This is a genomic window from Lactobacillus hominis DSM 23910 = CRBIP 24.179 (assembly GCF_000296835.1).
In the GTDB taxonomy this organism is placed as follows: domain Bacteria; phylum Bacillota; class Bacilli; order Lactobacillales; family Lactobacillaceae; genus Lactobacillus; species Lactobacillus hominis.
In genome coordinates this window covers 207,406-232,175 of sequence record NZ_CAKE01000001.1, presented here as the reverse complement: position 1 = coordinate 232,175, position 24,770 = coordinate 207,406, and the positions used below count along the sequence as shown (strand labels likewise).

Below are 24,770 nucleotides of genomic sequence, written 5' to 3'. Positions count from 1 at the left end.
ATTCTAAAACGAGTAAGTTCTACTTTAGTCATCACTAATTATCTTCTTTCCATGCACATATTTTCTTTTGGCATTAATCGCCATTTTCTTAACAATATCTTCACCAAGATCACTACCAAGCATTTCAGATATTCCTAATAGAAAAATGGCTACATCTGCTAATTCTTCATTGATATTTTCTTGATCTTCTTTAAGCCAAGCTTGAAACAGTTCATTTACCTCGCCATACAACAAAAGAAGTTCAAACTTAACATCACTAGTATTAAAATTATGTTTTTTCTTGTTCTCAATAACTGCTTTTTGTAATTGTTTAGTATCAATAATCATAATTTCGAACCTTAATATTCACTATTAAATTTTTTCTCTACTACTTCCTTCACATTAGGACCAAGCAATGAAATAGAATTTAACTTTACATATATATCCTGCAATAATGACTTCAAATTATTAAATCGATAGTATTCTAACAATTCATCTGAATAAGGATTAAAAGCAAATGATTTTATCCAATTAACAAAACTATCAGAGTTAATTTTGTTTTCTTTAATACCATTTACAAAAACATCGGCTAAACGATATTCTTCCCCGTCAATAAAACGTCTATCAACTTTATTCAACATTTCTTTAACCGCTAATAAAAAAGCATTGACCATTTTTTGATCAAAATTATCACAAAGTATGCTATCTGCTAATGCATCTGAGCAATGTGCTATTGCATGCACCCAACCATATTTTTTTGAAAAACCAGTAAAATCGCGTTCATTAGCCAAATACTTGATTAAATCTTCAAATACTTGTTGCTCTTCATTCTTATTTAAAACCTGATAATAACGAGAATATTTATCATTATTTGTCCGAATAATTAAATCCCATAATAAACATGTAAAAGATCTAGTTAACGTTGCTACTTTCTTTTCGTTAATTCGATAATATAGAAGATTCTTCTTCTGAAGTTGATTAATCAAATATTTAACTTGGTCAAAAGTAAATTTTTCTTCAAAAAAGCTACTTCCAAAACTATTGCAAACTAAATTATCACGAATTTTGCTTTCAGGATTTCCGATATTATCAAGTAGCCACTCTACCTCTTCGTCAGAATATGTCGCTTGTGGATCTTTAAGTTTCATCCTGATTTTTTCTATATCCATACTTATTTCATCTCCATAGTATCCTGCGAAAACTCTACTGGATACTCATCAGACCACTTTTCAACCACAGTTTTTACTACTTTAAAACCATATTTTTCATACAATGCTTTGGCTGCCAAGTTGTCAGTAAAAACTTCTAGCTTTATCGGTCTTTCTAATCGCTTTAAAGCAAACTCTATTAATTTCTTCCCGACTCCATGATTTTGAAAAGTTGGATCTACATATAAAAACGATAATTCATGTGGTCGCAACCCAACGAATCCGACTATTTTTTCTTCTTTAGTGGCCATATAAATTTTGCATTTTAACAAATACCCTAAATATGGGGCATCCCTCAATTGGATAAACACTTGCTCCATATTAGCTGTCTTTAATTCCTGCAGTCGTGCCCTATCCATCACATGACACAATTGATCGAAATCAGAATTTTCATACTTTCTAATAAGCATTAGATATTAAAAGTCACTCCTAGTAAAATAAGCAGTACAATTGCCCAAACAAATCCTACAATCAAACCCAAAATCCAGGCCAGCCATTTTTTCATCTTTTGACTTAATAACATTGAGACCAAAACAAACACTGCACTTTCAGAGATAACTACTGGATAAGTAACCCAAGATTTTAAATTAAAAATTGGCAAAAGAAAACTAATAATTGTTGAAATAATAACTATAATAATCGGTACTCTTATAGAAGTATTTTCATTAAATGAAACTACAAAACCAATAATAATTGCAATAAATAAAGGTGAAATATTAACAAACGACATTACATTTTCTTGCATATACACTTCCTCCAATTTCTTTTATCAAAATAATATCTAATACTATTTTAATTTTCAACAAAATATGCTATATTATTTTCATCAAAGAAGAAACGACTTAAATGAAGTCACTTTGATGGGGTCTAGAAAGGTATATTTATGTCATTAAAGTTTGCTAACAAAAATAAGCTAGCACTTTATGTCTTTTTAGCCTGCATAAGTGCTTGTGGTAATGTCGTTATCGCTTATGTCACGAAGATTATGCTTAACAGCGCGCAATATCATCGTGGCTCATTAAAACAATTAATTAAAATGCCTTACTAGGAGCAATTATTTTAATTGTGATCATGTTTTTGAACTTTGGATATCGCTATTTACGCTATGACATTATTCGCGATATCAATCTTGAATTAAAAAATAAAACAGTCACTTACTTAGTCAATCAACAATCCGACTCGCAAAAAGAAGGTCTTAACCTAATGACCAACGATCTAAAGCAAATCGAATCACTGAAGATTGCCAATGAATTGATGATTATTTCAGAAGCTGCCGCTTTTATAATCTCGATTTTTGTGGGTTTACTTAATTCATGGATTTTAACTTTAATTTTTGTAATCGCAACTATTAGTCCGGGCTTTATTCAGAAACTATTTGTCAAAGATATTCAAAATAAAGCTGCCGTCTGGGAAAATAAAAATGCTGATTATACGCAAGCAGTCACTGATGCCATCAATGGTTCTAAAACCGCAATGCTCTATGATGTTCAGATTCCAGTTATTTCTTATGTAGTTAAACAAGCCAAACAAATGGAAAATGCATTACGCAGTCTTAATTATACTCAAGGTGCTATTTCTACATTGATTATTACTCTTGCTGACATTTTCAGCTTTATTATTCCATTCTTAATAGGTGCCATTTTAATGTTTAATGGTCAAATTGGTGCTGGTACTTTAGTAATGATCGTGCAACTATCCAACGACTTCATTAATCCAATCACTATGATTTTAGATCAACTAAATCAGATTCGATCTACTAAGCCTATTTGGGATAAAGTTCAAAAAGCAATCAATTTTAATAATAAAAATGAAAATGCTACTAATCTATCATTTAATCAATTATCAGTTGAGAAATTAACATATACGGTTGGTGATAAAACTATCCTAAAGAACGTAAACTTCACTGTTAATGCTAATGAAAAAGTCCTTTTAATGGCGCCAAGTGGCTTTGGAAAAACAACTTTACTCCGTCTATTAGTTGGTCAATTAAAACCAACTAGTGGCTCTATTATAATTAACCAACAAAATGTAACCGGTAATTCGCAAAAATCGCATGATTACTTTGGATACATTAATCAAAAGCCATTCATGTTTGACCGCAGCCTGCATTTTAACTTAACCTTAGGTAAAAAATATTCAGAAGAAGATTTAAATGAAGCAATTAAATTAGCTGGTCTAACAGAATTAGTCAAAGAAAAGGGACTTGATTACCAGGTGGGACAAAACGGTAATAATCTTTCTGGTGGTCAAATTCAAAGAATCGAAATTGCCAGATCTATTTTGGCAAAACGTCCAATTTTGCTAGCTGATGAAGCAACAAGCGCTTTAGACAATGAACTATCATTACAGATACATCAAGTTTTACTCAAAAATTCAAATTTTGCAGTAATTGAAGTTGCTCATAAAATCTCACAACAAGAAAAAGAAATGTTTGACAGAATTATTGACTTGAGCAAATAAAAAACATTGGTCCAGTATCAGGATCAATGTTTTTTACTATCTGCAATTATTTTCTAACAACTTTATAACGATTTGATCTATCTTCAGGCTTTCCATCATCAGCAGGATAACCAATTGGTAAAAGTACAGAAGTTTCATAGCCATCATCCATTCCTAATTCTTTTTGAATTTCAGGGAATTTATTCAGTACACTTACTCCACCCATTACGTAAACAGAGGCCAGCCCCAATTCAAAAGCTTCAACCATCACATTTTCCGCAGCTGCAGAAGCATCTCTTTCACCAAATTGGCTATCTTTTTTAGTATTGATCATAAAAATAAGTGGTGCATTATAACAAGAATTGTTAGTATTATCTTCAATTTTTTTAAGAAGTTCTGGATCCGTAATTACGCTCAACTCCATAACTTCAGTTTGATGCAGCGCACAAGGTGCAGCTTGAAAAGCATCAATTAGCTTTTGAATCTTTTCGTCATCAATTTTTTCACTAGTATATTCTCTAACAGCTCTTCTTTTAAAAATTGCGTTCATTTTCTACTCCTTAAATGAATATTTTTAATAAATCGCTTTCACAAATTTATTCTATTATACTTATATTTAATAAGCAATTCATTGCAGAAAAACTCGGCTTTCAAAAGAAAGCTCAAATTAGAAAAGTACGATATTACGACTCTATGAAATATGGGATATTAAGGGATGAGTGGAAAAATATCTGTAGAAATTAAAAAGATTAAAAGTAATCAATAAATAACCAAAATAAAAGACCGCGTAAAATGCGGCCTTTTATTTTGCTATGTACTCCATTTTAATTCAGCGGAATCAATTCTAGCTTTATTATTGCTTTACAAAAACACCTTGATTACTCTGCTTTAATACTTCAACTCTATCTAACAAATTAGCAGCTCTTAAATTAGCAATAAATTGCTCAGTCTTTTCGTGCTTAATAATTGTCATCACAGTTGAACCAGCTCCACTTAGATATGTAGCCCAACTTTCACAGCGATGCGCAATTTCTCTAATCTGCGTTAATTCGGGAACCAATTTTTGACGATATGGTTCGTGAAATTCATCAGATTCAATTAATTTTTTAGCAGTTTCATAATCTTGTAAAGCTAAGCTAGCAGTTAAAGTCCCTAAAATACTACTTGCATGTGTAGCTTTTTTTAATGGCAAAGTTTTTGGCAAAACCTCTCTTGACGACTTTGTACTTAATTCATAGTTCGGAATATACGCCACAAAATCAAATGGAAGATCTGGCAACTGTTGATAATAATATTGCTCTTGCACACGACTAGCTACAACCATTCCACCCAAAATTGCTGGCATTACATTATCTGGATGACCTTCAATCTTTGCCGCTATTCTACATTTATCTTGCTGGTTTAAATTTAGGCTAGCTATTTGATTAGCTAATTCAATTCCTGCAACAATTGCAGTTGAACTACTTCCTAAACCGCGACTCAAAGGAATTTCACTTTTAACTTTTAAATAGTGTGACTTTAGGGTTGGAACAATTTTTAAGGCAGTTTTTACAATTAAATTATTTTCATCATGACTTATCTCAGCCATTTGATGATCAACAAACCACTTATCGCTTTCTTCTAAAACATCTAATTCTAAAAACATTGTCAATGCCGTTCCCAAACAATCAAATCCTGGCCCCATATTGGCTGAGGTTGCTGGAACAAAAATTTTCATTTTTAGCCTCAATATACTTCATACATACAATAAACTTTAATATTTTTCTTTTTTAATTCAGCAAATAGCTTCTCTTTTTGAGTAGCAGTAATATTTCCTGTTAAATAATAAACATAGTCATAACTAATAAAAATATCTGCTTCTTCAATTTGATATTGCGACATAATTTCAGCTACATCATTTTGACAAGCCTTCTCAACTTTAAACCAATATTGTCTAATAAAAATATCTTTAACTGTTGGCATCTCACAATTCCAAGCAGTATCAAAAATAGGTTCGGATTTAACTGCCGCTACAAGATCATTGATGACGCTGTTAGCTGTTGGTAATTTACCAGCCCCTGGTCCATAATAAAACGAACTACCAATTGCGTAACTTTTTATTTCTATAGCATTAAACTCATTATTTGTTTTAGCTAGCATATTGTCGTTGGATACTAACATTGGCACTACAAGTGCATTATAAGTATTATTTTTAGCTTCTAGTTTTGCAATAAGTTTTAAAGTATAGTCGAATTTTTCAACTGCTGTTAAATCTTCCTGGGTTACTTCAGTAATGCCTACTACCCTTATTTGATCAAGTGACAAATTAATACCAAATGCCAACCATCCTAAAATAATAAGCTTATAAGCAGCATCTTTACCACTAACATCATTAGCCGGATTTGCTTCTGCAAAACCCAATTTCTGCGCTTGACTTAAAGCTTGTCCGTATGACCAACCGTTATCGGCCATCTGAGTAAGAATATAGTTACTGGTTCCATTAATAATTCCAGCAATCTGGCTAATCTGATCTCCAACATAATTTTGATCAAGAATTCTTAAAATCGGGATACCGCCAGCAACACTTGCTTCATAAAATAACTTTCCAGAATATTTATTAGCAAGTTTCATTAATTCAAGACCATAACTTGCCATTAAATCTTTATTGGCTGTAATTACAGTACGTCCTTGTTTTAAAAGTTCTGATATATATTCTTTTGTGGGATGGATTCCTCCCATAACTTCAATAACTATTTGAAGGTCTTTATTTTCAATAATCTCATCAAAATTTGTAGTTAAATTTAAATTAGGATAAGCTTTTTGATACTTCGCTATATCTCTAACTAAAATTCTGGATATTTTAAAATCAGTATCTGAAATCTGTCCTATTTTTTCTTGATCATGTTTTAAAATATCAAGTACACCAGATCCAACAGTTCCCAATCCAAGCATTGCAACTTCAATAGTTTTCATCTAAGTGGCCTCTTTAATAATTTTTTTATTTTTGATTGTATCATAGTCACTTAACAGGTTACAATGATAAGAACAGACATTTCATTTTCTATGATACAAGGAGTTAATTTATGAAATACCGTAGTACACGTGCTAACTTAAATTATCAACTAGATGCACCAACAGCGATAATCCAAGGTCTATCTCCCGAAGGTGGTCTTTTTGTTCCAGTTGCTTTTCCTCACCCTATTTTTGATTTAAATAAATTTAAAAACCTATCCTACCAAGAAATGGCAAAAAAGATTCTAGCTACTTTCTTTGACGATTTTTCAAATGAACAACTTGCTGGAATTGTTGATCAATCCTATGACAAGCAATGGGATACTCAAGAAATTGTCAAAATTGTAAATCATGCAGATAATTTTTATTTAGAACTCTTTCATGGCCCTACCTTGGCTTTTAAAGATATTGCCTTACAAGTTCTTCCTCGTTTAATGAATAAAGCGATCAATATTAAGCAAGTTGATTCTGATATTATCATCTTAACGGCCACTTCAGGTGACACAGGCGGAGCTGCCATGAGTGGCTTTAAAGGACAAGATCACACTCATGTTATCGTTTTTTATCCTTATGGCGGTGTAAGTCCCGTACAATTAAGACAAATGCTTGCTCTTAAAGGCAATAATTTAACTGCAATTGCTATCAAAGGAAACTTTGATGACGCACAAAGCAATGTCAAAAAGATTTTTAATAATCATGAATTAGTTGAGAAATTAAATTTAAACAAATTACAGTTTTCTTCAGCAAATTCAATGAATATTGGAAGATTAATTCCGCAAATTGTCTATTACTTTTATAGCTATGTTCAATTATTCAAAAAATGCAACATCCGATCTGGGCAGAAAATAAATTTCAGCGTCCCCACCGGAAACTTTGGGGATATTCTAGCAGGTTATTATGCTAAAAAATTAGGTTTACCAATCAATAAACTGATTTGTGCATCTGACCAAAATAATGTACTAACTGATTTTTTCAAAACTGGTACTTATGATCGTCGACGTAAATTTTATTTAACTAATTCTCCAGCGATGGATATTTTGGTTTCAAGCAATTTAGAACGACTTTTATTTGATCTTTATGATGAAGATTCTAATGAACTTGCCAAATTAATGAATAACCTGAATGCCAATGGAAAATATACAGTAAATTCTACTGTAAAAGAAAAATTAGATCAGATTTTTGCGGCCGGTTTTGCTTCTGAAAAAGAAGTTGAAGATGAAATTAAGCGTATCTATGATAAAGATCGTTATACAATAGATCCTCATACAGCTGTTGCATCATTTGTGACTAAGCAGTATCAAAAAAACACTCATGATAAAACGCCAACTATAATTGTGTCAACTGCAAGTCCATATAAATTCCCTGAAACAGTCTTTCATGCTCTTACTGAAAAAGAAGTTAAGCAGAAAGGAATCCCTGCTATCCAAGAATTGAATAATTATTTAAAAGAAGATTTTCAGGGCAATGTACATAACTTAATTCAAAATGGTAATTATCAAGAACAAATAATTGAAGCTAATCAGATGAAAGATACTTTATTGAATATCTTAAACCTCTAAAAAAGATGAGTTTTTAAAACTCATCTTTTTTAAAACCAATTATTAGCAACTAATTTTTCAGCAATTTGAACTGTATTTCCAGCAGCACCTTTTAATAAATTATCAGCTACCACCCACATATTAAAAGCACCAGGTGTTTCTAAGTCTGGTCTAATTCGTCCAACGAATGTATCGTTACTACCTACAGCATTTAGAGGTTGTGGGTATTCCTGCTTTCTAAAATCATTTTGTACTTGAACTCCAGGAAAATCTTTTAATACTTTCTCTAAATCGGCCACAGTGACATTTTTATTCCCTAATTCAAAATAGACGCTTTCCCCATGCGAAATCTCAACTGGAACACGTACACAAGTAGCAGTTACTTTAATATCAGATGCATTCATATCATTAAGTAGAATTTTCTTAGTTTCATGAATCATTTTCCATTCCTCATGACTATAGCCATCATCTTCAAAGACATCGATTTGAGGCAATAAATTAAAAGCTAATGGATAATGTTTTTTATCACTAGATGTGGGTAAAATTTTAGCTTCTTTTCTAATATCTTTACCTGCCATATAATCCTTAGCTTCTTTAAACAATTCTTCTAAAGCCGCATGTCCTGCTCCAGAGGCAGCTTGATATGTAGATACAATTACGCGCTTTAAGCCAAAACTATCCATCATTGGTTTTAGAGCCATTACCATCTGAATCGTTAAGCAGTTTGGATTAGCAATAATACCATGATGATGTTTAATTTCTTCTCCATTAACTTCTGGTACAATCAAGGGCACTTCAGGATTCATTCTAAAAGCGCTGGTATTATCTATACAGACACTACCTCTTTTAACAGCTTCTGGTAAAAACTTTTTTGAAACTGCACCACCAGCTGAAGACAGCACTATATCAACACCTGAAAAAGAATTCGGTGTAGTTTCTTCAACTTCTACATCTTGATCATTAAATTTCAACTTTTTTCCTGCTGATCTTTTAGATGCCAAAAATTTTACTTTTTTAACTGGAATAGTCGATTGTTCTAATTGCTTAATTATTCGCTGTCCAACTAAGCCAGTTGCGCCTAAGATAGCTACTGTAAATTCTTTTTTCATAATCTACCCTCATTTCGTTTATTTGTAGGTTATAATGATGCATAATATAAGTCAACTAAAATTTTCTAGAGAGGATATTAATTTTTATGAAAGTAGTTAAATTTGGTGGTAGTTCTGTAGCCTCAGGGCCCAAAATTGCTCAAGTAATCAATATTTTAAAAAGCGATGATAAGCGTCAAGTCGTAGTTGTATCTGCGCCTGGAAAAAGAAATAAGGCAGATACAAAAGTTACCGATCTTTTAATTAAGTATGCCAATCTTACTCTAGAAAAACAAAACTATAGCGAAATCCAGACACGAATCTTTGAACGTTACGCAGAAATTGGAGAGCATTTTAATTTAACTGTTCAAGATCTTGACGAAATAAAGACATTAATTAATGCCCTTCCAAATCAAGCTTATCCTAATCGCGATTACTTATTGGCTTCTTTTAAGGCCCACGGAGAACTGCTTAACGCCAAACTTTTAACTCTTATCATGAAAAGTCAAGGCTTCAAAGCTCGTCTTGTTACGCCAAGACAAGCTGGTTTAATTGTCACAGGCACTCCTAATGATGCCACAGTCAACCCGGAAACTTATGTAAATCTTCGCAATTTAATAATTGATCCAGATGAAAAAATAATCTTCCCAGGTTTTTATGGCATTGCCCCTTCAGGTAATATTGCAACTTTTTCACGCGGTGGATCAGATATTACGGGAGCGATTTTAGCAAGAGGCTTTAATGCTGGGCTATATGAAAACTTCACTGATGTTGATGCTATTTTTTCAGCCAATCCAGCAATAGTTTCTAATCCTGAACCAATCAGTAAAATGACCTACCGTGAAATGCGCGAACTTTCTTATGCTGGCTTTTCAGTTTTTCATGACGAAGCTTTAATACCTGCTATTCAAGCGCAAATCCCCGTTAATGTAAAAAACACTCAGCATCCTGAAAAACCAGGAACAATGATTGTACCTGAAACTAACTTCAAAGCTCAGCATACAATTACTGGAATTGCGGGAGGAAAAAATTTCTCTGCTCTTTACTTACACAAATATTTGCTTAATAAAGGAGCCGGATTTACCTTAAAAATTTTACAAATTCTAGATCATCATAAAGTTGCCTATGAACATATGCCATCAGGAATTGACGATATCACCATTATTTTTAAAAAGGAGGATCTTAATGCAGAATTGATTGATCAAATTTGCAATGAAATCCAGCTTTCTCTTAATCCCGACCAGATGCAGTGGATTGATGACTATGCAATCACAATGGTTGTTGGCGAAGGAATGCAAGATAAGTTAAGTCTTTGTGCAAGTATCCTTTATCCATTAGGTCAAAAAAACATCTCAATTAAAATGATTAACCAAGGTGCATCTCAAATTTCAATTATGATTGGTACAAGACGACAAGACTCTGAAGAAGTGATTCGAACTATTTATAAAACATTTTTTAAGTAAAACTTCTTAAAAATAAGAACGAAAAACAGTTGCTAAGGTATTTCTAACCTTATTAATTCAGCAATCTTATCAGTATCAGCTTCATTAAGTGCAGCAATTAGTCCATCATTGCTCAAAGGATAATCAATTAATTGACCATGCTGATAAGCATAGCATTGCAAAAACAACCGTGTACTTCTACCATTCCCCTCTCTAAAAGGATGCATATAATTAATCAAATCCATCAATTCAGCGTAATCTTTTGTTTCAAGATTGCGTTTTTTTCTTTGCATCAAAAGTATATGATCTATATCTTCTTGAGCATAGCTAAAACGGCTGTAGTCAAAAAAGACAGTATTTCCTTTAGCAAAATTACCCGGACGCAATTTTCCAGCCCAATCATATAATGGCGAAAACAAAAATTCATGGATCTTATTTAAATCATTAATTGAGTTTATTTTGAGTCTTTGATCTAACAGAAAAATTTCTCTTTGAGCCGTAATTTCAAATTCTTTTTGCGCTAATTGCGCTTTATCTTTAATCCCCAATTTATTAATTAAAGTTCCATTGTCATAAAGCGTTTCTGAAATCCAATCACTCATTATTTTCTCCAAAAATTTTGTTAAAATCAGTTTCTAAGCTTGAATCTTTTATCTGGGATTTTTCAACTAATTGACTAATTTCAGATTGTGTTGGATTCCAACCTTCCAGATGATTATTTTGCACGGCAAAGCGGACTTTTTGAAAGAGTATTTTATCTAGTATTTTTACTCCTTGAATTACTTGATTTTTACTGTCAATTTTTAGTTTATTTACCAATTTCAGTACCTACTTTAGGATTATTTTCTTCTATTATAATTCAACTCATAATGCTATAATAAAAACAATTTTTAAATAGGAGATGCAAATTTAAGTGTTTAACAATGATCACTTAGCGTTAAGCTTACGGTTAAATTTCTTTCTTTTAACCGTCAAGCTCTACTTAAGGCTCAACCCCGAATTTTCTGAAGGTTTGGGGTTTGTTAACTAAAATTAAATAGATAACTTTTCCCTAACTTTCAGAAATACGCGTCAAAGTATTAAGAAAAGGAACGGGAAAATGTTTAAAAAATTAATTGCAAAAAATAATTCAAATGTTGCTAATCTTCTAGCTGGCCGAATAGCCACAAATATTGCTGATTCACTATTTTATATGACGATTCTTTGGTATTTTAAAGTACACTTTCATTCGCCTATCGTCTTATCCTTAGTATTTATAGCCGATTCAACAATTGACATGATGGCTTTTGTTTTCGGCCCACTAATAGATCGTATCTATATTAAGCGTTTACTTCAATATGTGACTGCTTTTCAAATCTTATTCAGTTTTATTACAGTTGGATTTTTCTTAAATAAAAATGAGCAAAATATTTTTATTATTGTCGGACTAATTATCACATATATTTTTTCAACAATTGGTTCAACTCTTATTTATCCAAGCGAAGAAAAAATCCTACCAGTAATTACTGATCGCAATCAACTAATCAAGATCAACGGAATCTTTCAAATGACCTACCAGACATTAGACTTATTTTTAGATTCTCTAGCAACCTTATTGATCACATATTTATCAATTAATAATACAATGGTCATATCAGCTTTAATTTTTGCAATAGCACTGGCATTTTATAGTAAGCTTTTTTTGCCAAAGAAGTTATTTAAGCAAACATCCGATTACTTTGCTGACAATTATTTGAAAGATCTTATAACTGGCTGGAAAACGCTAAAAAATGAAGATCGAATTTTGGCTCTTATCTTGCCATTTGCTATCACAAATTTGTTTTACGGTATTGCTTCGGTTGGTTTACCGTATTTTGCTAGCAATTTTATTTCTAAAAATGCAAGTGGCTATGGAATGATTGAATTCGCTTGCTCTCTTGGTGGAATTTTAAGAAGTATTATCATCCAGCATTTTAATTTTGGAAAAGAAAAATTAGAGGAATTCGTAACTTTATCTTTATTACTTGCTGGTATTTCAGTTATTCTGCAAGCGATTTTAGCCAAGCTCTTATTCAGCTGGATTTTAATCTTATTTGTATCAAGTTCCGTCTGGATTAGTATGATGAATATTAATTTTAAGGTGCTAGTTCAAGAAAGTTTTGATTCTCAAATTTTAGGTCGTATTGAAACAATTAACACTAGTATCATTAATTGTATGATTCCTTTAGGCTCATTTCTAGGCGGAATTATTGTCCAGCATTACAGCGCAACTGAAGCTATTTTAATGCAAGGAATTGCTGAAGTAATCACAGCATTCTTTTACTTTTTGATTTTTATAAAGAATAGATAAATCAAAAGGCATCCCTTTTAACACATAAAGGGATGCCTTTTCTCATATCAAAAATTTAAATTTCATGTATTAATTGCAAATACTTTGCCGGAATCCATTGTCTCTGATTACCTAGACGATAATGCAATTGTCCATTAATAATCTTTTTAGCAAAAACTTTCCAATAAGTTTTTGTCGATAAGTATTGATTTACATAATGACCTTGTACATCAACTAATCTTATTTTCCAAGTTGGATGATTAGTTAAGACTGGAATATATCCAATTGCAGATACTTTAGTTTCATCTTGTGCAGAAACTACAAATTGGCTAGGAATCCAAGCATCACTTCCAGCAATTTGATAAAATTCTCGCCCATCGATCATCTTATGTCCGCTTATCTTAATTACTTGATCTGTATCTAAAAATTGATTTAGGTATCTACCATTTTGGTCTAATAAGCGAATCTTCCAATTTTTGTTTTGATGAATTACTGGTAAATACACAGATCTCTCTTGTACCTTTTCAGTCAAGTGGTCAACAACTGGTTGAGTTTCTTCGGCTTGAGTATTTTTACTTTCTTGTTCTTGCCCTTGAGCGATTAATTCAGCTGCCTTTTCGACAGAAACATATTCTTCTCTGTCTAACACTGGAGCTTTGATTAAATTGCCAGCAGCTGTTTGATGTTTAAAATAATCTACAAACAAATCCGTATCTACACCAACATCAGCTACCTTTTTTGCACCCTTTAATTCTTTAGTAGAATCAACAAGATAATTGCTAGTAATTACACGATAAGTCTTATTTAAATCAAGCTTATTTCCATGGCTATCATACATTACAGCAACCTTGTGACTTTGATGAGGATCCGCATTATCAGTATAGACATACTTCATTCCACTAACTAAATAGTATCTTTCACCAGTGCCTATATATTGGGAATTAAGTAAAGTTTCAATTTGCTTACCAGTTAATTCAAAAACTTGAATTTGATTGTTAAATGGTTGTACAGCTTGAGCTGATTTCCATTTAATCGTACCGTCGCTTTCAACTTTTAAATTGCTCCTGACGCCACCACCATTAGTTATAGCAAAATCAGCTGCAATTCCCATGCGATGTGCTTCAGAAAGTTGCGCATCAACTACTAAGTCACCTATACTACTTTCTCGACTAGCATTAATCGTTGTGGTAATATCTTGAGCACTAGCTGCTTTCCCAACTGAAGCTTCAGTAATTTTAGCAGTTCTTTGTTGGGCATCTTTAATAATTGCAGCTACTTTAGGATCTGCCTGAGTTTGGGGATCATCTTTTTCTGACATAACTGGATAAACATGAGTTACCAAACTACCTCTAACAAAATCATCAGTTTTAGGATCGATATAGCCAATAGCGTCATCATAAGCCATTGAGAACTTATCCGCTTGAACAATCTTCGTATGTCCTACAGTGCCGTTTGCATATTGATGAGAATGCGCTGCAATATACAAGTCAACTGAGTTATTTGGTGCAATGCGATATAATTTTTGCAAAATATCTACTGCGTCGCCACTCGTTTTTCCTTTATATGTTGAAACTGCTGTATGAGCTAAAACCACAATTGCATGTACGCCTTGATCTTGCAAAATTTTATCATATTTTGCAATCGAGTCAGCTTCATCTAAGACAGTATAATCTTTAATATTTTTAGCAAAAGTCAGCTTATCTAAATCAGTTGTTTCAATTCCAATGAAACCAACTTTAACTTTTTTGCCATTATCGTTAATTTCTTTAATTAGATAAGGTTTCCAGCCAAAAGGTACTTGACCGTCAGATTTATTTACTAAATTTGATACAACAATTTGTAGACCAGAATTTTCATGAGGATAATCTTGTTCAACTTGATTGTATTTTCCCTTTTCTGGAGCATTTCCAACAACAATTCTGTGAAACTCATCTAATCCTTCATCAAATTCGTGATTTCCTAAAGTACCAATGTTTATTCCCATTGCTTTGAGTGATTTCATCGTTGGCTCATCTTGAAGCAATGAAGAAGTTGCGGGAGATGCTCCCACCATATCTCCTGCTTCTACACGAAACGTAGTACCATTAGGATTTTTAGTTTTAAAATCATTTTCTGCATTATTCAAATAACTAGCTAAACGTGCAGCGTTACCTGCATCTTGATACATCTTATGACCCACGAATGCTCTAGAAGTAGTATCAATGTTTCCATGTAAATCATTGATGCCTAAAAATTGAACAGGAACATCATCTTTATAATTTGCTGGGTCTTTCCAATAATCATTGTTCGGCTTTGACTGTCGATCTTGGTTTGTATATACCTTAACAGAGCTCGAGTTTTGAAGACTTGCGTTGTTTTCCTGTACTGAATCAGCATGAACAATATTTTGATTACTAGTTAGAAATAATCCTAATAATGCCGATGAAGCAAGACTAATTACAACACGACTTAGATGACGACGATGGTTATTTTGCATTATTATCTCCTTTTTGATCCCATCAAACGACTAATACGCTTAATCGATAATTTTAGTATAAATCTAAATAATTATAATGCAATAATAAATTTTGTTCGTATTTAAGTAAAATAATAAATAAAAATATTTTTCTAAATTATCTTTTCTTTTCTAATCAAATAGTAGATAATATCATCAAATTCAATTTATTGGAGGGACTATTATGACATATCTTATCGTTGGAATTATTATCGCACTTGTCATTGTTTATATTTTGTGCCGTTTACGTATCGTACCACAAAATTATGTTGGTTTAGTTGAAACTTTAGGTAAATATTCACGCACTGTCAAAGCAGGCCTTGTTTTTATTTGGCCGATTTTTCAAAGTTTGAGAAAAGTGAGTCTTGCTCTTCAACCACTCGAGATTTCTAAATACCGTATTATCACTAAAGACAATGCTGAAATTACTACGAGCCTGACCCTTAATTATCTAGTAACTGATGCTTACAAGTATTTCTATAACAACACTGATTCGGTGGAATCGATGGTCCAATTAATTCGTGGACACTTGCGTGACATCATTGGTCGTATGGAGTTAAACGAAGCACTTGGTTCAACTAGTGAAATCAACGCCCAACTTTCTGCGGCAATCGGCGATTTAACTGATATCTACGGTATTCGTGTTGTCCGTGTTAACGTTGACGAGTTGCTCCCTAGTCCAGAAATTCAAAAGGCAATGGATAAGCAATTAACCGCCGATCGTGAAAAGACTGCTGCTATTGCTCGCGCTGAAGGTGAAGCAAGAAATATTGAATTAACTACTAAAGCAAAAAACGACGCTCTAGTTGCTACTGCTAAGGCAAACGCCGAAGCTGTCAGAACGCAGGCCGACGCTGATTCTTATCGAATCGATAAACTACAAGAAGCATTAAACAATGCGGGCGATGGTTACTTCAAAAACCAAAGCCTTGATAGTTTTAATCATTTAGCTCAAGGACCTAACAACTTAATTGTCGTTGATAAAGATGATATTACAGATTTAGGTAAAATCCCAGCTGTTAAAAAAGTTTGGGACCAAAGTAATAATTAATTCGAGATACGAAAAAAGATTAACTTCAAATGTACTGAAGTTAATCTTTTTCTTTTACCCTAAAAACTTATATTTACTTAACTACTTTATTTATCATCTTGTTTTTGCAGATAAAGATTTTCAACTTTAGAAATTTTAATATCCGGCAAAATAATCTGTAAAATATGACGACAGAACTTCTTATCTTCCATCACCCAGCCAAAAACTTCATCTTCAGTAAAACCGAACCATGGAGTATTTATTTGCGGCTTCATGTAATACCTCGTTTGATAAATAATTGAGAAATTTATTCTCTATAACTAAGTACACGAAAAGTCGCCTTTTTTATTTTTTAAATAAAAAATCGAGCAAAAATGCTCGATTTTAGTAATTAATTTTACCAATATTGATTGGTCAAGGTTTGGACTTTTTGCTTAGCAATCATATAGTAACCAACGGCAGCAATTGACCAACCCCAAATTAAGTGACCGAAAAATTCTGAAAAGTGTTCCGCAAATGGCATTTGCCAAGGAGCTGGAGTAGTTCCAAGGATTGGCATTAAGGATAAGTGCCATACTACCCAGATCAAAAATCCATAGAAAGCACCTTGCCAAAGACCAGCCCATGAAGTCTTCTTAAACTGCACCATGTAAATCAAAAGCCATGCAAAAAAATATTGAAAAGCTAAAATGCAAGATCAATGCAACCCAGAATACTTTTTGATTAGTGTTGTAGATTACATAAGCATGAGTAAAATCATAAGAAGCTCCCATTTGTTGAAGCATACGTTGTGGTGGGTTTACCACATCTCTTTGCAAAGTTCTAGGTGGTAAAATCTTCTCCCAGCCGATCTTAACCATTCCTGAAATCATACCAGCAATGAAACCGACCCAGACACTTTTACCAAAAACGTGCCATGACGATGCTTTCTTCGAAAAATCCATTTTGTAACTTCCCTCTTTTTCTAAAACTAAAGATTGGTATAAAATTTTGAAAGTAAATGTCAAATCTTTTCGAAGAAAAGCAAAAAGACGAGCTTCAACTCGTCTTTCGTCGTTATGTTTAGTTTATTCCATAAATTATTGTAACATAAATAGGATTAATTTCATCTAATAAAGCCCATATATTTTGATATTATCTGGAATTTAGCTTTTTAGCCAATAATTCTAGTGGACTTAATGTTTTATTTTCATCATTTAATTGCGATTCGAACCAGTCAGACTTGACCGCAGCCCTAATTTTCACACGTATCTCCATTAACTGCTTCTTAGATTCGGTCTTTTCTTGTAAAAATTGCGTCAAAATTCGGTTTGAAATTTTATTCTCATTTTCACTAGCCAACTTTTTTAATTCATCAAGCCAGAGTTTATGAGATTTCAAAAATTCTATACCTTCGGCTTCGTTTTCATTATTGGCTTCTTGCTGGGCTTGCTTTTTAGCTTCAAGTTCTTTCATTTCTTGTTTATAATTCAGCGCATCATAGCCCAAGTCACTTTCATAGCTATTGCCTTCATGACACTCAATTGGTAATGTCTTAATTTGACTTTCTTGCCATTTCTTAAAAGCATCCATAAAAAATGGCACTAATGGTCTTTTTTGCACTTTATAAAAATCATAATTCAAATTCATAATCATCCCAATGAGTGCTGTATGATCTTTAGGAATTGGTAAAGTCTCGCGCTGATTCTGTAAAATTACCTTACTTGGATAAGTTAATTTATAATCAACCACTGAAGTTGAACCGTAGCCTTTCGTATATTGAGCGACGCGTCCATTAAATTGAATAATATCGCCTGGCTCAAGCAAACCTAAATCGGAAAAACTCTTTGTCAAATTAAGCCATAAATGGTCTGTCACTCCAGTTGGCTTACTAGGATCATCGATAATTTCAACATTACGAACAACCATAGTCGGACTATAAAGTACGCCCTTAATCGGATCATGAAATCTCTTATACCCGTATTTACCAAATTGAGCTCTAAAAGTATGTCTTTCATCGCTACCAAGATTGCTTAAAACTCTGCGCATAAATCTTACCTCTATTTTTCTTAGAAATAATCATAAAACGAAACTTCTCCCTTAACAAAATCATTAGGTACTTTATGATATTGCTTAACAAAATTCAATTCTACTGCTTGTTTCAAAGTTAAATATCCTAACAAGACTTTAGTCCAGTTAGTTAAAGATGCCGCATAATCTGGTTGAGCATTACTTTTTCCTACCCAAATTTTATTATTTTGTTTAGTTAGTTTCCAGATGCCATTATTTTCTTCAATAATCTCATCCCCGCTGATTTTAATAACTAAATTTTCTTCATTAATTAGCTGCATGCTTTGCAAAACCTGCTTCATATTAATAATTCTAGTCATCATAAACTTGCTTTAAAGTTTCTTGATCATTGTTTAATAGCATCTTTGTTCACCTGCTTTAGAAATCTATTAGCGTAAGTTTACAATCAAATCTTCTGATTAGAAATAATTCTCTCATGCTCTTTAATATTGTCAATCGTTTTGTTATCTTGCGCAATTAATAACAAAAATAATGCTTCAATCATCGTGAATGCAGCTACTCGTGAAAAATAGTATTGACTCTGCAAAACACTCTGTCTAACCGCAGTGCGCAAGTGAAAATCTGACTTCAAAGCGATTGGCGAATCATCCCGATTAGTTATCGAAATAATTTTCATACCTTTCTTTTTAGCCTGCTTAATCTGTTTCAAAAGCCCTGCAGCTTCTCCAGAATTTGAAATCAGCAATAAACAATCCTGCTTACCCAAATTCATCGTTTGAGCAATGGCTGTTTCAACGCTTCCTCCAGAATCCATGGCAAAAATACCGATTTGGTTAAATTTAAATACCGCATCTGAAGCAACTGGATATGTATCTCCTTCCGCGCTAACTTGTACAACTCGACTATTTTTGAGCAACTTCAAAACTTGCTTCAATTCTTCATTAGAAACATTTTCTAAAGTTGCTTTAACTTCGCTAATTTTGTTAGCTGCTATTTTTTTTAGGGCAGAACTCAAATTGTCTTGCCCAATTTCTTGTAGCGAGACGCTTTTTTCTTCATTCGAAGTTTGAGCCAATTTTATTTTTAAATCATGAAAGCCAATCAATCCCAAATTATGGCAAAAACGCGTCACGGACGCATCGCTTACCTGCGCTTTTTTAGCAAGTTGAGATATTGAATAATTAACCACTGCAGCTGGTTCATTCAAAATTACCTGCGCTATTTTTTGATCACTGGCTGATAAAGTTGGTAATTTACTATAAAGATCATCAATAATTCCTGCCATAATTTTCTCCTTTGCTTATAGAATAAGTATATCATTTTGTAAAATATTTTCATAAAAATTCGATCTGTGTAATTTTATTTATTGATATAAAATTATTTTCATCCTAATATTATTTATGTAAATTATTTTATCATTTATACAAACTGTGAAAACATTTTTAAAGGTGGTTTTATGACAACAATTAGTTCATTAGCTTTTTCAAAAATAGAACCTAATTCTATTGTCAGCTTAGGCGGAGGAAGTAATGTTTTTAACTTAGTTAAAGAAATTGCAACTCATCCAGAATATAATCTCAATCTCTACTCTCCTTCTGAGCTGACAATTATTAAATGTAAAGAATTGGGACTTCAAGTTAAGCCAATTCAAGAAGTTGACGAGATAGATATTGCATTTGATGGCTGCGACAGCGTCAATTATCAGCTAAATGCATTAAAGAGCAAAGGCGGAATTCATTATTTTGAAAAATTGGCTGCGCAAAAAAGCGGTCAATATATCCTACTTTTACCCAAAAAGCGAATTGTTCCTACTCTATCAAATAAAATTCAGCTTTGCTCAGAAGTTGCTTTTGACAGTAGAATTCAAATTTTAAATCTATGCAAAAAAATGAATTTAAAGGCTGAAATTCGTTTAGATCAAGCAATTTCTGATTATGCTTATACCAAAAACGGCAACTTATTAATTGATGTCTATAGTCAAGATTGGAAAAATATTTCTGATATTGATCAAATATTATGCAGTCAAAATGGCGTACTTTCTACGTCGTATTTTAAAAATCTGGTAACAAGTTTAATTACGATGCAAGATGATAATGCTATTGAAATAAAGAAAGGTGATTTAAAATGAAAAAATACAATTGGGGAATTATTGGTACGGGCTGGATTGCACATGATATGGCTGATGCTTTAAACGCAGTCAACGGTGAAATTTATGCGGTAGCTAATCCTAATGAAGAATCTTTAAAGCAATTTACCAAAGAAAAGCATGTTCAAAAATTCTACACCAATCCTGATGAAATGATCAATGATCCAAACGTGGATATTGTTTATATCGCTACTCCTCATACTTTCCACTATGAATACATCAAAAAAGCTTTAAATGCTGGAAAACATGTCTTTGCGGAAAAAGCAATCACCGTAAATGCACGTCAATTCGATGAAGTAGAAAAATTAGCTCAAGAAAAAGGCTTAATTTTAACTGAAGGATTTACTCTTTATCACATGCCAATTTATAAAAAGGTGCTAGATTTGATTAAAGCCGGAAAATTAGGTCAAATCAAAATGATCCAGGTTAACTTTGGTTCGCTAAAAGATTACGACCCAAATAACCGGTTCTTTAACAAAGATTTAGCTGGTGGCGCATTACTTGATATCGGTGGCTACGCAACTGCATTTGCTAGAACCTTCTTAGACGAAGCACCAGAGAGTATTTTAACTACTGTTAAATTCTTTGAAACTGGCGTTGACGAACAATCTGGAATCATTTTGAAAAATACTAAAGACCAAATGGCAGTTATGGCCCTCTCCATGCGAGCAAAACAACCTAAACGTGGTGTTGTTTCTGGAACTAAAGGATATGTCGAAATTAACCAATATCCTAGAGCTACACAAACTGAAATTACCTACACTGCTAGTGCACATGAAGAAACGCACGAAACTATCACTGCTGGCGATAGTTCTAAAGCTTTGGAATATGAAGTTCGTGATATGCAGCGCTATGTTGAACAAGGACACGATGAAGGTCAATTAGAAATGTCGCATGATGTTGCCCATATCTTAACCAGCGTAAGAACTTCCTGGGGTATGAAATATCCATTTGATGAAGAAAAATAAGCATTTTAAAAGGATCAACCTAATTAGGCTGATCCTTTATTCGTCACCAAGTTTATAATTTACTCTAAAATAGCTACGCAAATCTTGCACCAAGTAAAATGCAATCACAAATAAAATCGTTTCCGGCCAATTGTGAGTTACAAAGTTATTTACGCAATAAACCACTCCTAACAAAAGTGCCGTAAGAAAGGCTAAACCACCAATGACACTATTTCTACCGTATTGCGCCATCAATTCTCTAATCGACAAGACATTATCAAACTCACGACGCAAGATTTTGTAGCCTTTTTGGTTTCTCATAATCCAAGCATAAGTGAAAAACAAGGCACCTAAGCCGATGATCCCAGCTCCGAGAAAATTCTGAGATCTAATATAGATTATTCCACCAATCAAGAATAATATTTCAGCAATAATATAAGACAAGATAAATCGCTTTTTCAATAATTGAAATTGTCGATTGCTAATCTTCATTAAGTCATTCCTTCTTTAAAATAATTCATCGCGTGCAGCATCTAAGAGATGTTCGCTGATATTTTCATCAAAAAATACTGGCAAATCATGATCAAAATTATAGGCTAGTTTTCTTTGCATTAATTCTTCTTTAGTAACCCAAATTAACTTGCCTTCTTCAGAAGATTTAACTTCTCCTGAAAATTCACTTGCCTTGTAAAAAAAGACGATATAGCGATGGTCTTCATGATCGTAAAATTGCTTTACTCCAACCAGACGTGGATTTTTGATTGTTAAATTGGTCTCTTCTTTTATCTCGCGGACAACTGAATCGTGAAAAGACTCGTGATCTTCAACATGACCGCCTGGAAAAGTTAAACCAGGCCAGACCGGGTCTTTACGATCAATCGCTAAAATGCGACCGTCTTGTTCGATCATGCACATGTTTGTCAAAGTTACGGGTTCAGTTCTGCTCATTGATTTTGCCTTCTTTTGTAATACGTTTTATCCATGTTAAAGGAAAATACTGCATTTGTCTAGATTGGATCAGCATGTTTTGTGAATTATTTAGATATATTACTTATTATTTTTCAAAAGGTTGATTTCTCTTCGTAATTCAGCATTTTGCGTTTTAATTTTATCCAGCTCGTCAATTATCTTATCTAGCTTTTCTTGTTGAATTGAATCTTGATCATCATTATTTTTAACAAAATAAGTCGTAATTGAACTCGTCAGCATCCCAATAACACCAATTCCTACTAACATTAAAATTAAAGCCACAATTTTTCCAACCAAAGTATGGGGAGAAATATCACCATATCCTACTGTTGTGGCAGTAGCTATAGCCCACCAAAAAGATTGACCTAGAGATGCATCTTCAGTAATCGAATATGCTCCAGCTCCGATGATTAATAAAGCTAAACTCAAATATATCCAGTAAATTAATCCATTTGTATGGAGAAACTTTTTAAGTTTTCCGGCAAGTCCTACTAACCTAAATAATCGTAGCAAACGAACCAAACGAGCGGCTCTGGAAATCCGCGCAATTCTAAAGAAAGCAAATAAACCACTGACTGGAATGATAGATAAAAGATCAAAAATGTTTTCTTTGAAGAAAGTTTTTTTATTTTTTGCAAGAGTAAATCTTACAAAATAATCAATCGTAAAAATTACTAAAATACTATTATCAACCCACATCCAGATTCCAGAATTGATATTTAACACTTTTGCATAATCTAAAACAACTATAATTATTGAAAAAACGGCTAAAATTGCCATACTCCAATCATATATAATCTGCTTTTTCATATTTTGCTCCTTGTAGTCGATCTTTTACCATTTTACACTAAGCAAATCTATTCTTACATTTCTTATAAAAATTATCTCAAATTAGCTATTCACTTCGTTTGTAATCAAATTATTTGTATAATGAAGTTAGAATTTACAGTAACTCAGTAAAGGATTGAAATTTATGACACTTCAAATAAATACAACAGCTACTTCCATTAATTGGCCCTTAGGTCAAGAACTTTCTGACCAAGATATTATTAATCAACTCGGCTTAACCGTTACTCAAAATGGACAAAACATTTTAACTGACCATGTCAGTATCAATAAAAAAGCAGTAAATCCAAACACTGCAGGCGTTTATACGATCGTAATTACTGCTGTTGGCGCAAATAATGAATATGCTACTAAACAAGTTCAAGCTTGGGTCAGAGCGGAAAATCAACAAATTCAAAATCAAGCACCGCAAAAACAAATTAATCGCCAGCCAGTAAGTCCGCAACCTAAGAAAAAGAAGAAAACTATCTGGATTATTATCGGCGTCATCGTCTTGGTGTTCTTAATTTTCTTTGGCATTTCAGCGTGCCAAGCCCATAACGATGAAGTTCAAAATCAGCAAGCTCAAACTAATGCCTTAAATAATACTAATGATAAGCTAGATGATTTATCTCAGCAAAATAAACAGCTGCAAAAACAAACAAATGATTTGAAAGATGCGGTAAATCAGTACAAAGAAAATAATGATAAGCAACAATTGCAAAGCCAGCTTGATAATCTAAAACAGCAAAACCAAGAATTAAAAAATAATGCTTCTAATAATCAAGCTTTGCAAAATCAAATTAATCAATTGGGTTCAACCATTGACTCAATTAAAAATAATCCAAGTCAGGCTGATTCTGCAATTAATGAGATGAAAAATAATCAAAATCAATTTTTACAAAGTTTGCAAAATACTTTCCAAAAGATGATTAATGATATTGAACAATTATTTGGCAGATAAAAAATGCTAGTCGTAACTGACTAGCATTTTTTATTGAGAGTTTTATCTTGCTATTTTTCAATTTATCTAGCTTAGTGCGATCAGATAATGGCTTTAAGCTACGTGGTAATTTATCTTCAGCGAACTTATCAATAATTTCTTGGTCTAAGATTGCATAAACCTTTTCTTGACGAATAATGGCATTGCCATCGTTTTAAAAGATGTTTTGCCGTATTTAGACAAAAGTAAGAAGTTTAATATTATGGATTTACCTGAAGATAAATTAAATCTTGATGTCGGTCTTTCAATTCATCAAGATAGTTCTGATTTAGTTAAAGAAATTAAAATTAAAATGACTAATCTGATTTTTAAAAAGAAAAATTAAAAGCCTAATATTAAACTAGACTTTTAGC

26 protein-coding genes and 3 pseudogenes are annotated in these 24,770 nt (G+C 32.7%); 10 read left to right on the top strand and 19 right to left on the bottom strand.

Annotated features, from left to right (window positions below):
- Nucleotides 1-24: 24 nt before the first annotated feature.
- From BN55_RS01080 to BN55_RS01065, 4 genes are read right to left on the bottom strand one after another with little or no spacing between them, the layout of a single operon-like run.
- A complete protein-coding gene (locus BN55_RS01080) occupies nt 25-327 on the bottom strand; it encodes a MazG-like family protein (protein ID WP_008469712.1) in 303 nt (100 codons plus the stop codon).
- Nucleotides 328-338: 11 nt separating this feature from the next.
- The gene (locus tag BN55_RS01075) at nt 339-1,148 is read right to left on the bottom strand and encodes a DUF2785 domain-containing protein (RefSeq protein ID WP_008469710.1); all 810 of its coding nucleotides are present in this window, start codon (nt 1,146-1,148) and stop codon (nt 339-341) included.
- A 2-nt stretch (nt 1,149-1,150) separates the two neighbouring features.
- Nucleotides 1,151-1,597 carry a GNAT family N-acetyltransferase gene (locus tag BN55_RS01070; protein ID WP_008469709.1) on the bottom strand — a complete coding sequence of 149 codons (447 nt, stop codon included), beginning with the start codon at nt 1,595-1,597 and terminating at the stop codon, nt 1,151-1,153.
- On the bottom strand, nt 1,597-1,932 hold the full coding sequence (locus tag BN55_RS01065) for a hypothetical protein (RefSeq protein ID WP_008469707.1): 336 nt from the start codon (nt 1,930-1,932) through the stop codon (nt 1,597-1,599). The genes BN55_RS01070 and BN55_RS01065 overlap by 1 nt, the downstream gene beginning before the upstream one ends.
- Nucleotides 1,933-2,070: 138 nt before the next feature.
- Between BN55_RS01065 and BN55_RS01060 the strand changes: the two are divergent.
- A pseudogene (locus BN55_RS01060) lies at nt 2,071-3,647 on the top strand (ATP-binding cassette domain-containing protein).
- A 46-nt stretch (nt 3,648-3,693) separates the two neighbouring features.
- Here the strand turns inward: BN55_RS01060 and BN55_RS01055 are convergent.
- Nucleotides 3,694-4,176 carry a nitroreductase family protein gene (locus tag BN55_RS01055; RefSeq protein WP_008469704.1) on the bottom strand — a complete coding sequence of 161 codons (483 nt, stop codon included), beginning with the start codon at nt 4,174-4,176 and terminating at the stop codon, nt 3,694-3,696.
- An 80-nt stretch (nt 4,177-4,256) separates the two neighbouring features.
- On the opposite strand from BN55_RS01055, the pseudogene BN55_RS10180 reads away from it, so the two are divergent.
- A pseudogene (locus BN55_RS10180) lies at nt 4,257-4,370 on the top strand (GNAT family N-acetyltransferase); the annotation flags it as partial.
- A 109-nt stretch (nt 4,371-4,479) separates the two neighbouring features.
- On the opposite strand, the gene thrB reads toward BN55_RS10180, so the two are convergent.
- Both thrB and BN55_RS01045 read right to left on the bottom strand, forming a co-directional pair.
- Nucleotides 4,480-5,343, bottom strand: coding sequence for a homoserine kinase (gene thrB, locus BN55_RS01050; RefSeq protein ID WP_040469069.1), 864 nt, complete (start codon nt 5,341-5,343; stop codon nt 4,480-4,482).
- 8 nt (nt 5,344-5,351) lie between these two features.
- Nucleotides 5,352-6,578, bottom strand: coding sequence for a homoserine dehydrogenase (locus BN55_RS01045; RefSeq protein WP_008469702.1), 1,227 nt, complete (start codon nt 6,576-6,578; stop codon nt 5,352-5,354).
- Nucleotides 6,579-6,688: 110 nt separating this feature from the next.
- Here BN55_RS01045 and thrC point away from each other — a divergent pair, with 110 nt between their 5' ends.
- Nucleotides 6,689-8,176: a threonine synthase gene (gene thrC, locus BN55_RS01040; RefSeq protein WP_008469701.1), complete on the top strand. Its 1,488-nt coding sequence runs from the start codon at nt 6,689-6,691 to the stop codon at nt 8,174-8,176.
- A gap of 29 nt (nt 8,177-8,205) precedes the next feature.
- Here thrC and BN55_RS01035 read toward each other — a convergent pair whose 3' ends face one another.
- Nucleotides 8,206-9,264 (bottom strand): aspartate-semialdehyde dehydrogenase, encoded by a 1,059-nt coding sequence (locus BN55_RS01035; protein WP_008469699.1) that lies wholly within the window; start codon nt 9,262-9,264, stop codon nt 8,206-8,208.
- Between the two features lie 86 nt (nt 9,265-9,350).
- Between BN55_RS01035 and BN55_RS01030 the strand changes: the two genes are divergently transcribed.
- A complete protein-coding gene (locus BN55_RS01030) occupies nt 9,351-10,706 on the top strand; it encodes an aspartate kinase (protein ID WP_008469697.1) in 1,356 nt (451 codons plus the stop codon).
- Nucleotides 10,707-10,738: 32 nt separating this feature from the next.
- On the opposite strand, the gene BN55_RS01025 is transcribed toward BN55_RS01030, so the two are convergent.
- Together BN55_RS01025 and BN55_RS01020 are read right to left on the bottom strand one after the other, a co-directional pair.
- Nucleotides 10,739-11,287: a Fic/DOC family protein gene (locus BN55_RS01025; protein ID WP_008469696.1), complete on the bottom strand. Its 549-nt coding sequence runs from the start codon at nt 11,285-11,287 to the stop codon at nt 10,739-10,741.
- Complete coding sequence (locus tag BN55_RS01020; protein ID WP_008469695.1) at nt 11,280-11,504, bottom strand: hypothetical protein; 225 nt, start codon at nt 11,502-11,504, stop codon at nt 11,280-11,282. Before BN55_RS01020 ends, BN55_RS01025 begins: the two co-directional genes overlap by 8 nt.
- A 280-nt stretch (nt 11,505-11,784) precedes the next feature.
- Here BN55_RS01020 and BN55_RS01015 point away from each other — a divergent pair, with 280 nt between their 5' ends.
- Nucleotides 11,785-13,014, top strand: a complete 1,230-nt coding sequence (locus BN55_RS01015) for an MFS transporter (protein WP_008469694.1) — start codon at nt 11,785-11,787, stop codon at nt 13,012-13,014.
- A gap of 55 nt (nt 13,015-13,069) precedes the next feature.
- Here BN55_RS01015 and BN55_RS01010 read toward each other — a convergent pair whose 3' ends face one another.
- Complete coding sequence (locus BN55_RS01010; protein WP_008469693.1) at nt 13,070-15,469, bottom strand: bifunctional metallophosphatase/5'-nucleotidase; 2,400 nt, start codon at nt 15,467-15,469, stop codon at nt 13,070-13,072.
- Nucleotides 15,470-15,671: 202 nt separating this feature from the next.
- Here BN55_RS01010 and BN55_RS01005 point away from each other — a divergent pair, with 202 nt between their 5' ends.
- The gene (locus tag BN55_RS01005) at nt 15,672-16,538 is read left to right on the top strand and encodes an SPFH domain-containing protein (RefSeq protein ID WP_008469691.1); all 867 of its coding nucleotides are present in this window, start codon (nt 15,672-15,674) and stop codon (nt 16,536-16,538) included.
- An 86-nt stretch (nt 16,539-16,624) separates the two neighbouring features.
- Here the strand turns inward: BN55_RS01005 and BN55_RS09900 are convergent, their stop codons facing one another.
- The 5 genes and pseudogenes from BN55_RS09900 to BN55_RS00985 form a co-directional block, all read right to left on the bottom strand.
- Nucleotides 16,625-16,792, bottom strand: a complete 168-nt coding sequence (locus BN55_RS09900; RefSeq protein ID WP_008469688.1) for a hypothetical protein — start codon at nt 16,790-16,792, stop codon at nt 16,625-16,627.
- 122 nt (nt 16,793-16,914) lie between these two features.
- A pseudogene (locus BN55_RS01000) lies at nt 16,915-17,461 on the bottom strand (YagU family protein).
- Between the two features lie 190 nt (nt 17,462-17,651).
- Nucleotides 17,652-18,545 carry a hypothetical protein gene (locus BN55_RS00995; protein ID WP_008469682.1) on the bottom strand — a complete coding sequence of 298 codons (894 nt, stop codon included), beginning with the start codon at nt 18,543-18,545 and terminating at the stop codon, nt 17,652-17,654.
- A gap of 20 nt (nt 18,546-18,565) precedes the next feature.
- Nucleotides 18,566-18,889: a sterol carrier protein domain-containing protein gene (locus BN55_RS00990; RefSeq protein WP_147614484.1), complete on the bottom strand. Its 324-nt coding sequence runs from the start codon at nt 18,887-18,889 to the stop codon at nt 18,566-18,568.
- A gap of 83 nt (nt 18,890-18,972) precedes the next feature.
- Complete coding sequence (locus BN55_RS00985; RefSeq protein WP_008469680.1) at nt 18,973-19,812, bottom strand: MurR/RpiR family transcriptional regulator; 840 nt, start codon at nt 19,810-19,812, stop codon at nt 18,973-18,975.
- Nucleotides 19,813-19,983: 171 nt separating this feature from the next.
- Here BN55_RS00985 and BN55_RS00980 point away from each other — a divergent pair, with 171 nt between their 5' ends.
- Complete coding sequence (locus BN55_RS00980) at nt 19,984-20,655, top strand: ribose-5-phosphate isomerase A (protein WP_008469679.1); 672 nt, start codon at nt 19,984-19,986, stop codon at nt 20,653-20,655.
- The gene (locus BN55_RS00975; protein WP_008469678.1) at nt 20,652-21,641 is read left to right on the top strand and encodes a Gfo/Idh/MocA family protein; all 990 of its coding nucleotides are present in this window, start codon (nt 20,652-20,654) and stop codon (nt 21,639-21,641) included. Before BN55_RS00980 ends, BN55_RS00975 begins: the two co-directional genes overlap by 4 nt.
- 36 nt (nt 21,642-21,677) lie before the next feature.
- Here the strand turns inward: BN55_RS00975 and BN55_RS00970 are convergent, their stop codons facing one another.
- The 3 genes from BN55_RS00970 to BN55_RS00960 all read right to left on the bottom strand — a co-directional run bounded on the left by BN55_RS00970 (nt 21,678) and on the right by BN55_RS00960 (nt 23,399).
- The gene (locus BN55_RS00970; protein ID WP_008469677.1) at nt 21,678-22,112 is read right to left on the bottom strand and encodes a hypothetical protein; all 435 of its coding nucleotides are present in this window, start codon (nt 22,110-22,112) and stop codon (nt 21,678-21,680) included.
- Nucleotides 22,113-22,127: 15 nt separating this feature from the next.
- Nucleotides 22,128-22,568 (bottom strand): 8-oxo-dGTP diphosphatase, encoded by a 441-nt coding sequence (locus tag BN55_RS00965; RefSeq protein WP_008469676.1) that lies wholly within the window; start codon nt 22,566-22,568, stop codon nt 22,128-22,130.
- A gap of 99 nt (nt 22,569-22,667) precedes the next feature.
- Entirely contained in the window at nt 22,668-23,399 is a 732-nt protein-coding gene (locus BN55_RS00960; protein WP_008469675.1) for an ion transporter, read from the bottom strand.
- A gap of 163 nt (nt 23,400-23,562) precedes the next feature.
- Between BN55_RS00960 and BN55_RS00955 the strand changes: the two genes are divergently transcribed.
- Nucleotides 23,563-24,378: a hypothetical protein gene (locus tag BN55_RS00955; RefSeq protein WP_008469673.1), complete on the top strand. Its 816-nt coding sequence runs from the start codon at nt 23,563-23,565 to the stop codon at nt 24,376-24,378.
- 241 nt (nt 24,379-24,619) lie between these two features.
- Nucleotides 24,620-24,742, top strand: a complete 123-nt coding sequence (locus BN55_RS10305; protein ID WP_008469672.1) for a hypothetical protein — start codon at nt 24,620-24,622, stop codon at nt 24,740-24,742.
- Nucleotides 24,743-24,770: the final 28 nt, after the last annotated feature.

Coding starts and splice junctions, on each gene's coding strand:
- BN55_RS00995 (WP_008469682.1), bottom strand. CDS start 18,545: ATGCGCAGAGTTTTAAGCAATCTTGGTAGCGATGAAAGACATACTTTT.
- BN55_RS10305 (WP_008469672.1), top strand. CDS start 24,620: ATGGATTTACCTGAAGATAAATTAAATCTTGATGTCGGTCTTTCAATT.
- BN55_RS00970 (WP_008469677.1), bottom strand. CDS start 22,112: ATGAAGATTAGCAATCGACAATTTCAATTATTGAAAAAGCGATTTATC.
- BN55_RS00965 (WP_008469676.1), bottom strand. CDS start 22,568: ATGAGCAGAACTGAACCCGTAACTTTGACAAACATGTGCATGATCGAA.
- BN55_RS00960 (WP_008469675.1), bottom strand. CDS start 23,399: ATGAAAAAGCAGATTATATATGATTGGAGTATGGCAATTTTAGCCGTT.
- BN55_RS01075 (WP_008469710.1), bottom strand. CDS start 1,148: ATGGATATAGAAAAAATCAGGATGAAACTTAAAGATCCACAAGCGACA.
- thrC (WP_008469701.1), top strand. CDS start 6,689: ATGAAATACCGTAGTACACGTGCTAACTTAAATTATCAACTAGATGCA.
- BN55_RS01070 (WP_008469709.1), bottom strand. CDS start 1,597: ATGCTTATTAGAAAGTATGAAAATTCTGATTTCGATCAATTGTGTCAT.
- BN55_RS00955 (WP_008469673.1), top strand. CDS start 23,563: ATGACACTTCAAATAAATACAACAGCTACTTCCATTAATTGGCCCTTA.
- BN55_RS01035 (WP_008469699.1), bottom strand. CDS start 9,264: ATGAAAAAAGAATTTACAGTAGCTATCTTAGGCGCAACTGGCTTAGTT.
- BN55_RS00985 (WP_008469680.1), bottom strand. CDS start 19,812: ATGGCAGGAATTATTGATGATCTTTATAGTAAATTACCAACTTTATCA.
- BN55_RS01015 (WP_008469694.1), top strand. CDS start 11,785: ATGTTTAAAAAATTAATTGCAAAAAATAATTCAAATGTTGCTAATCTT.
- BN55_RS00990 (WP_147614484.1), bottom strand. CDS start 18,889: ATGATGACTAGAATTATTAATATGAAGCAGGTTTTGCAAAGCATGCAG.
- BN55_RS01055 (WP_008469704.1), bottom strand. CDS start 4,176: ATGAACGCAATTTTTAAAAGAAGAGCTGTTAGAGAATATACTAGTGAA.
- BN55_RS01025 (WP_008469696.1), bottom strand. CDS start 11,287: ATGAGTGATTGGATTTCAGAAACGCTTTATGACAATGGAACTTTAATT.
- BN55_RS01080 (WP_008469712.1), bottom strand. CDS start 327: ATGATTATTGATACTAAACAATTACAAAAAGCAGTTATTGAGAACAAG.
- BN55_RS01065 (WP_008469707.1), bottom strand. CDS start 1,932: ATGCAAGAAAATGTAATGTCGTTTGTTAATATTTCACCTTTATTTATT.
- BN55_RS01005 (WP_008469691.1), top strand. CDS start 15,672: ATGACATATCTTATCGTTGGAATTATTATCGCACTTGTCATTGTTTAT.
- BN55_RS09900 (WP_008469688.1), bottom strand. CDS start 16,792: ATGAAGCCGCAAATAAATACTCCATGGTTCGGTTTTACTGAAGATGAA.
- BN55_RS01030 (WP_008469697.1), top strand. CDS start 9,351: ATGAAAGTAGTTAAATTTGGTGGTAGTTCTGTAGCCTCAGGGCCCAAA.
- thrB (WP_040469069.1), bottom strand. CDS start 5,343: ATGAAAATTTTTGTTCCAGCAACCTCAGCCAATATGGGGCCAGGATTT.
- BN55_RS01010 (WP_008469693.1), bottom strand. CDS start 15,469: ATGCAAAATAACCATCGTCGTCATCTAAGTCGTGTTGTAATTAGTCTT.
- BN55_RS01045 (WP_008469702.1), bottom strand. CDS start 6,578: ATGAAAACTATTGAAGTTGCAATGCTTGGATTGGGAACTGTTGGATCT.
- BN55_RS00975 (WP_008469678.1), top strand. CDS start 20,652: ATGAAAAAATACAATTGGGGAATTATTGGTACGGGCTGGATTGCACAT.
- BN55_RS00980 (WP_008469679.1), top strand. CDS start 19,984: ATGACAACAATTAGTTCATTAGCTTTTTCAAAAATAGAACCTAATTCT.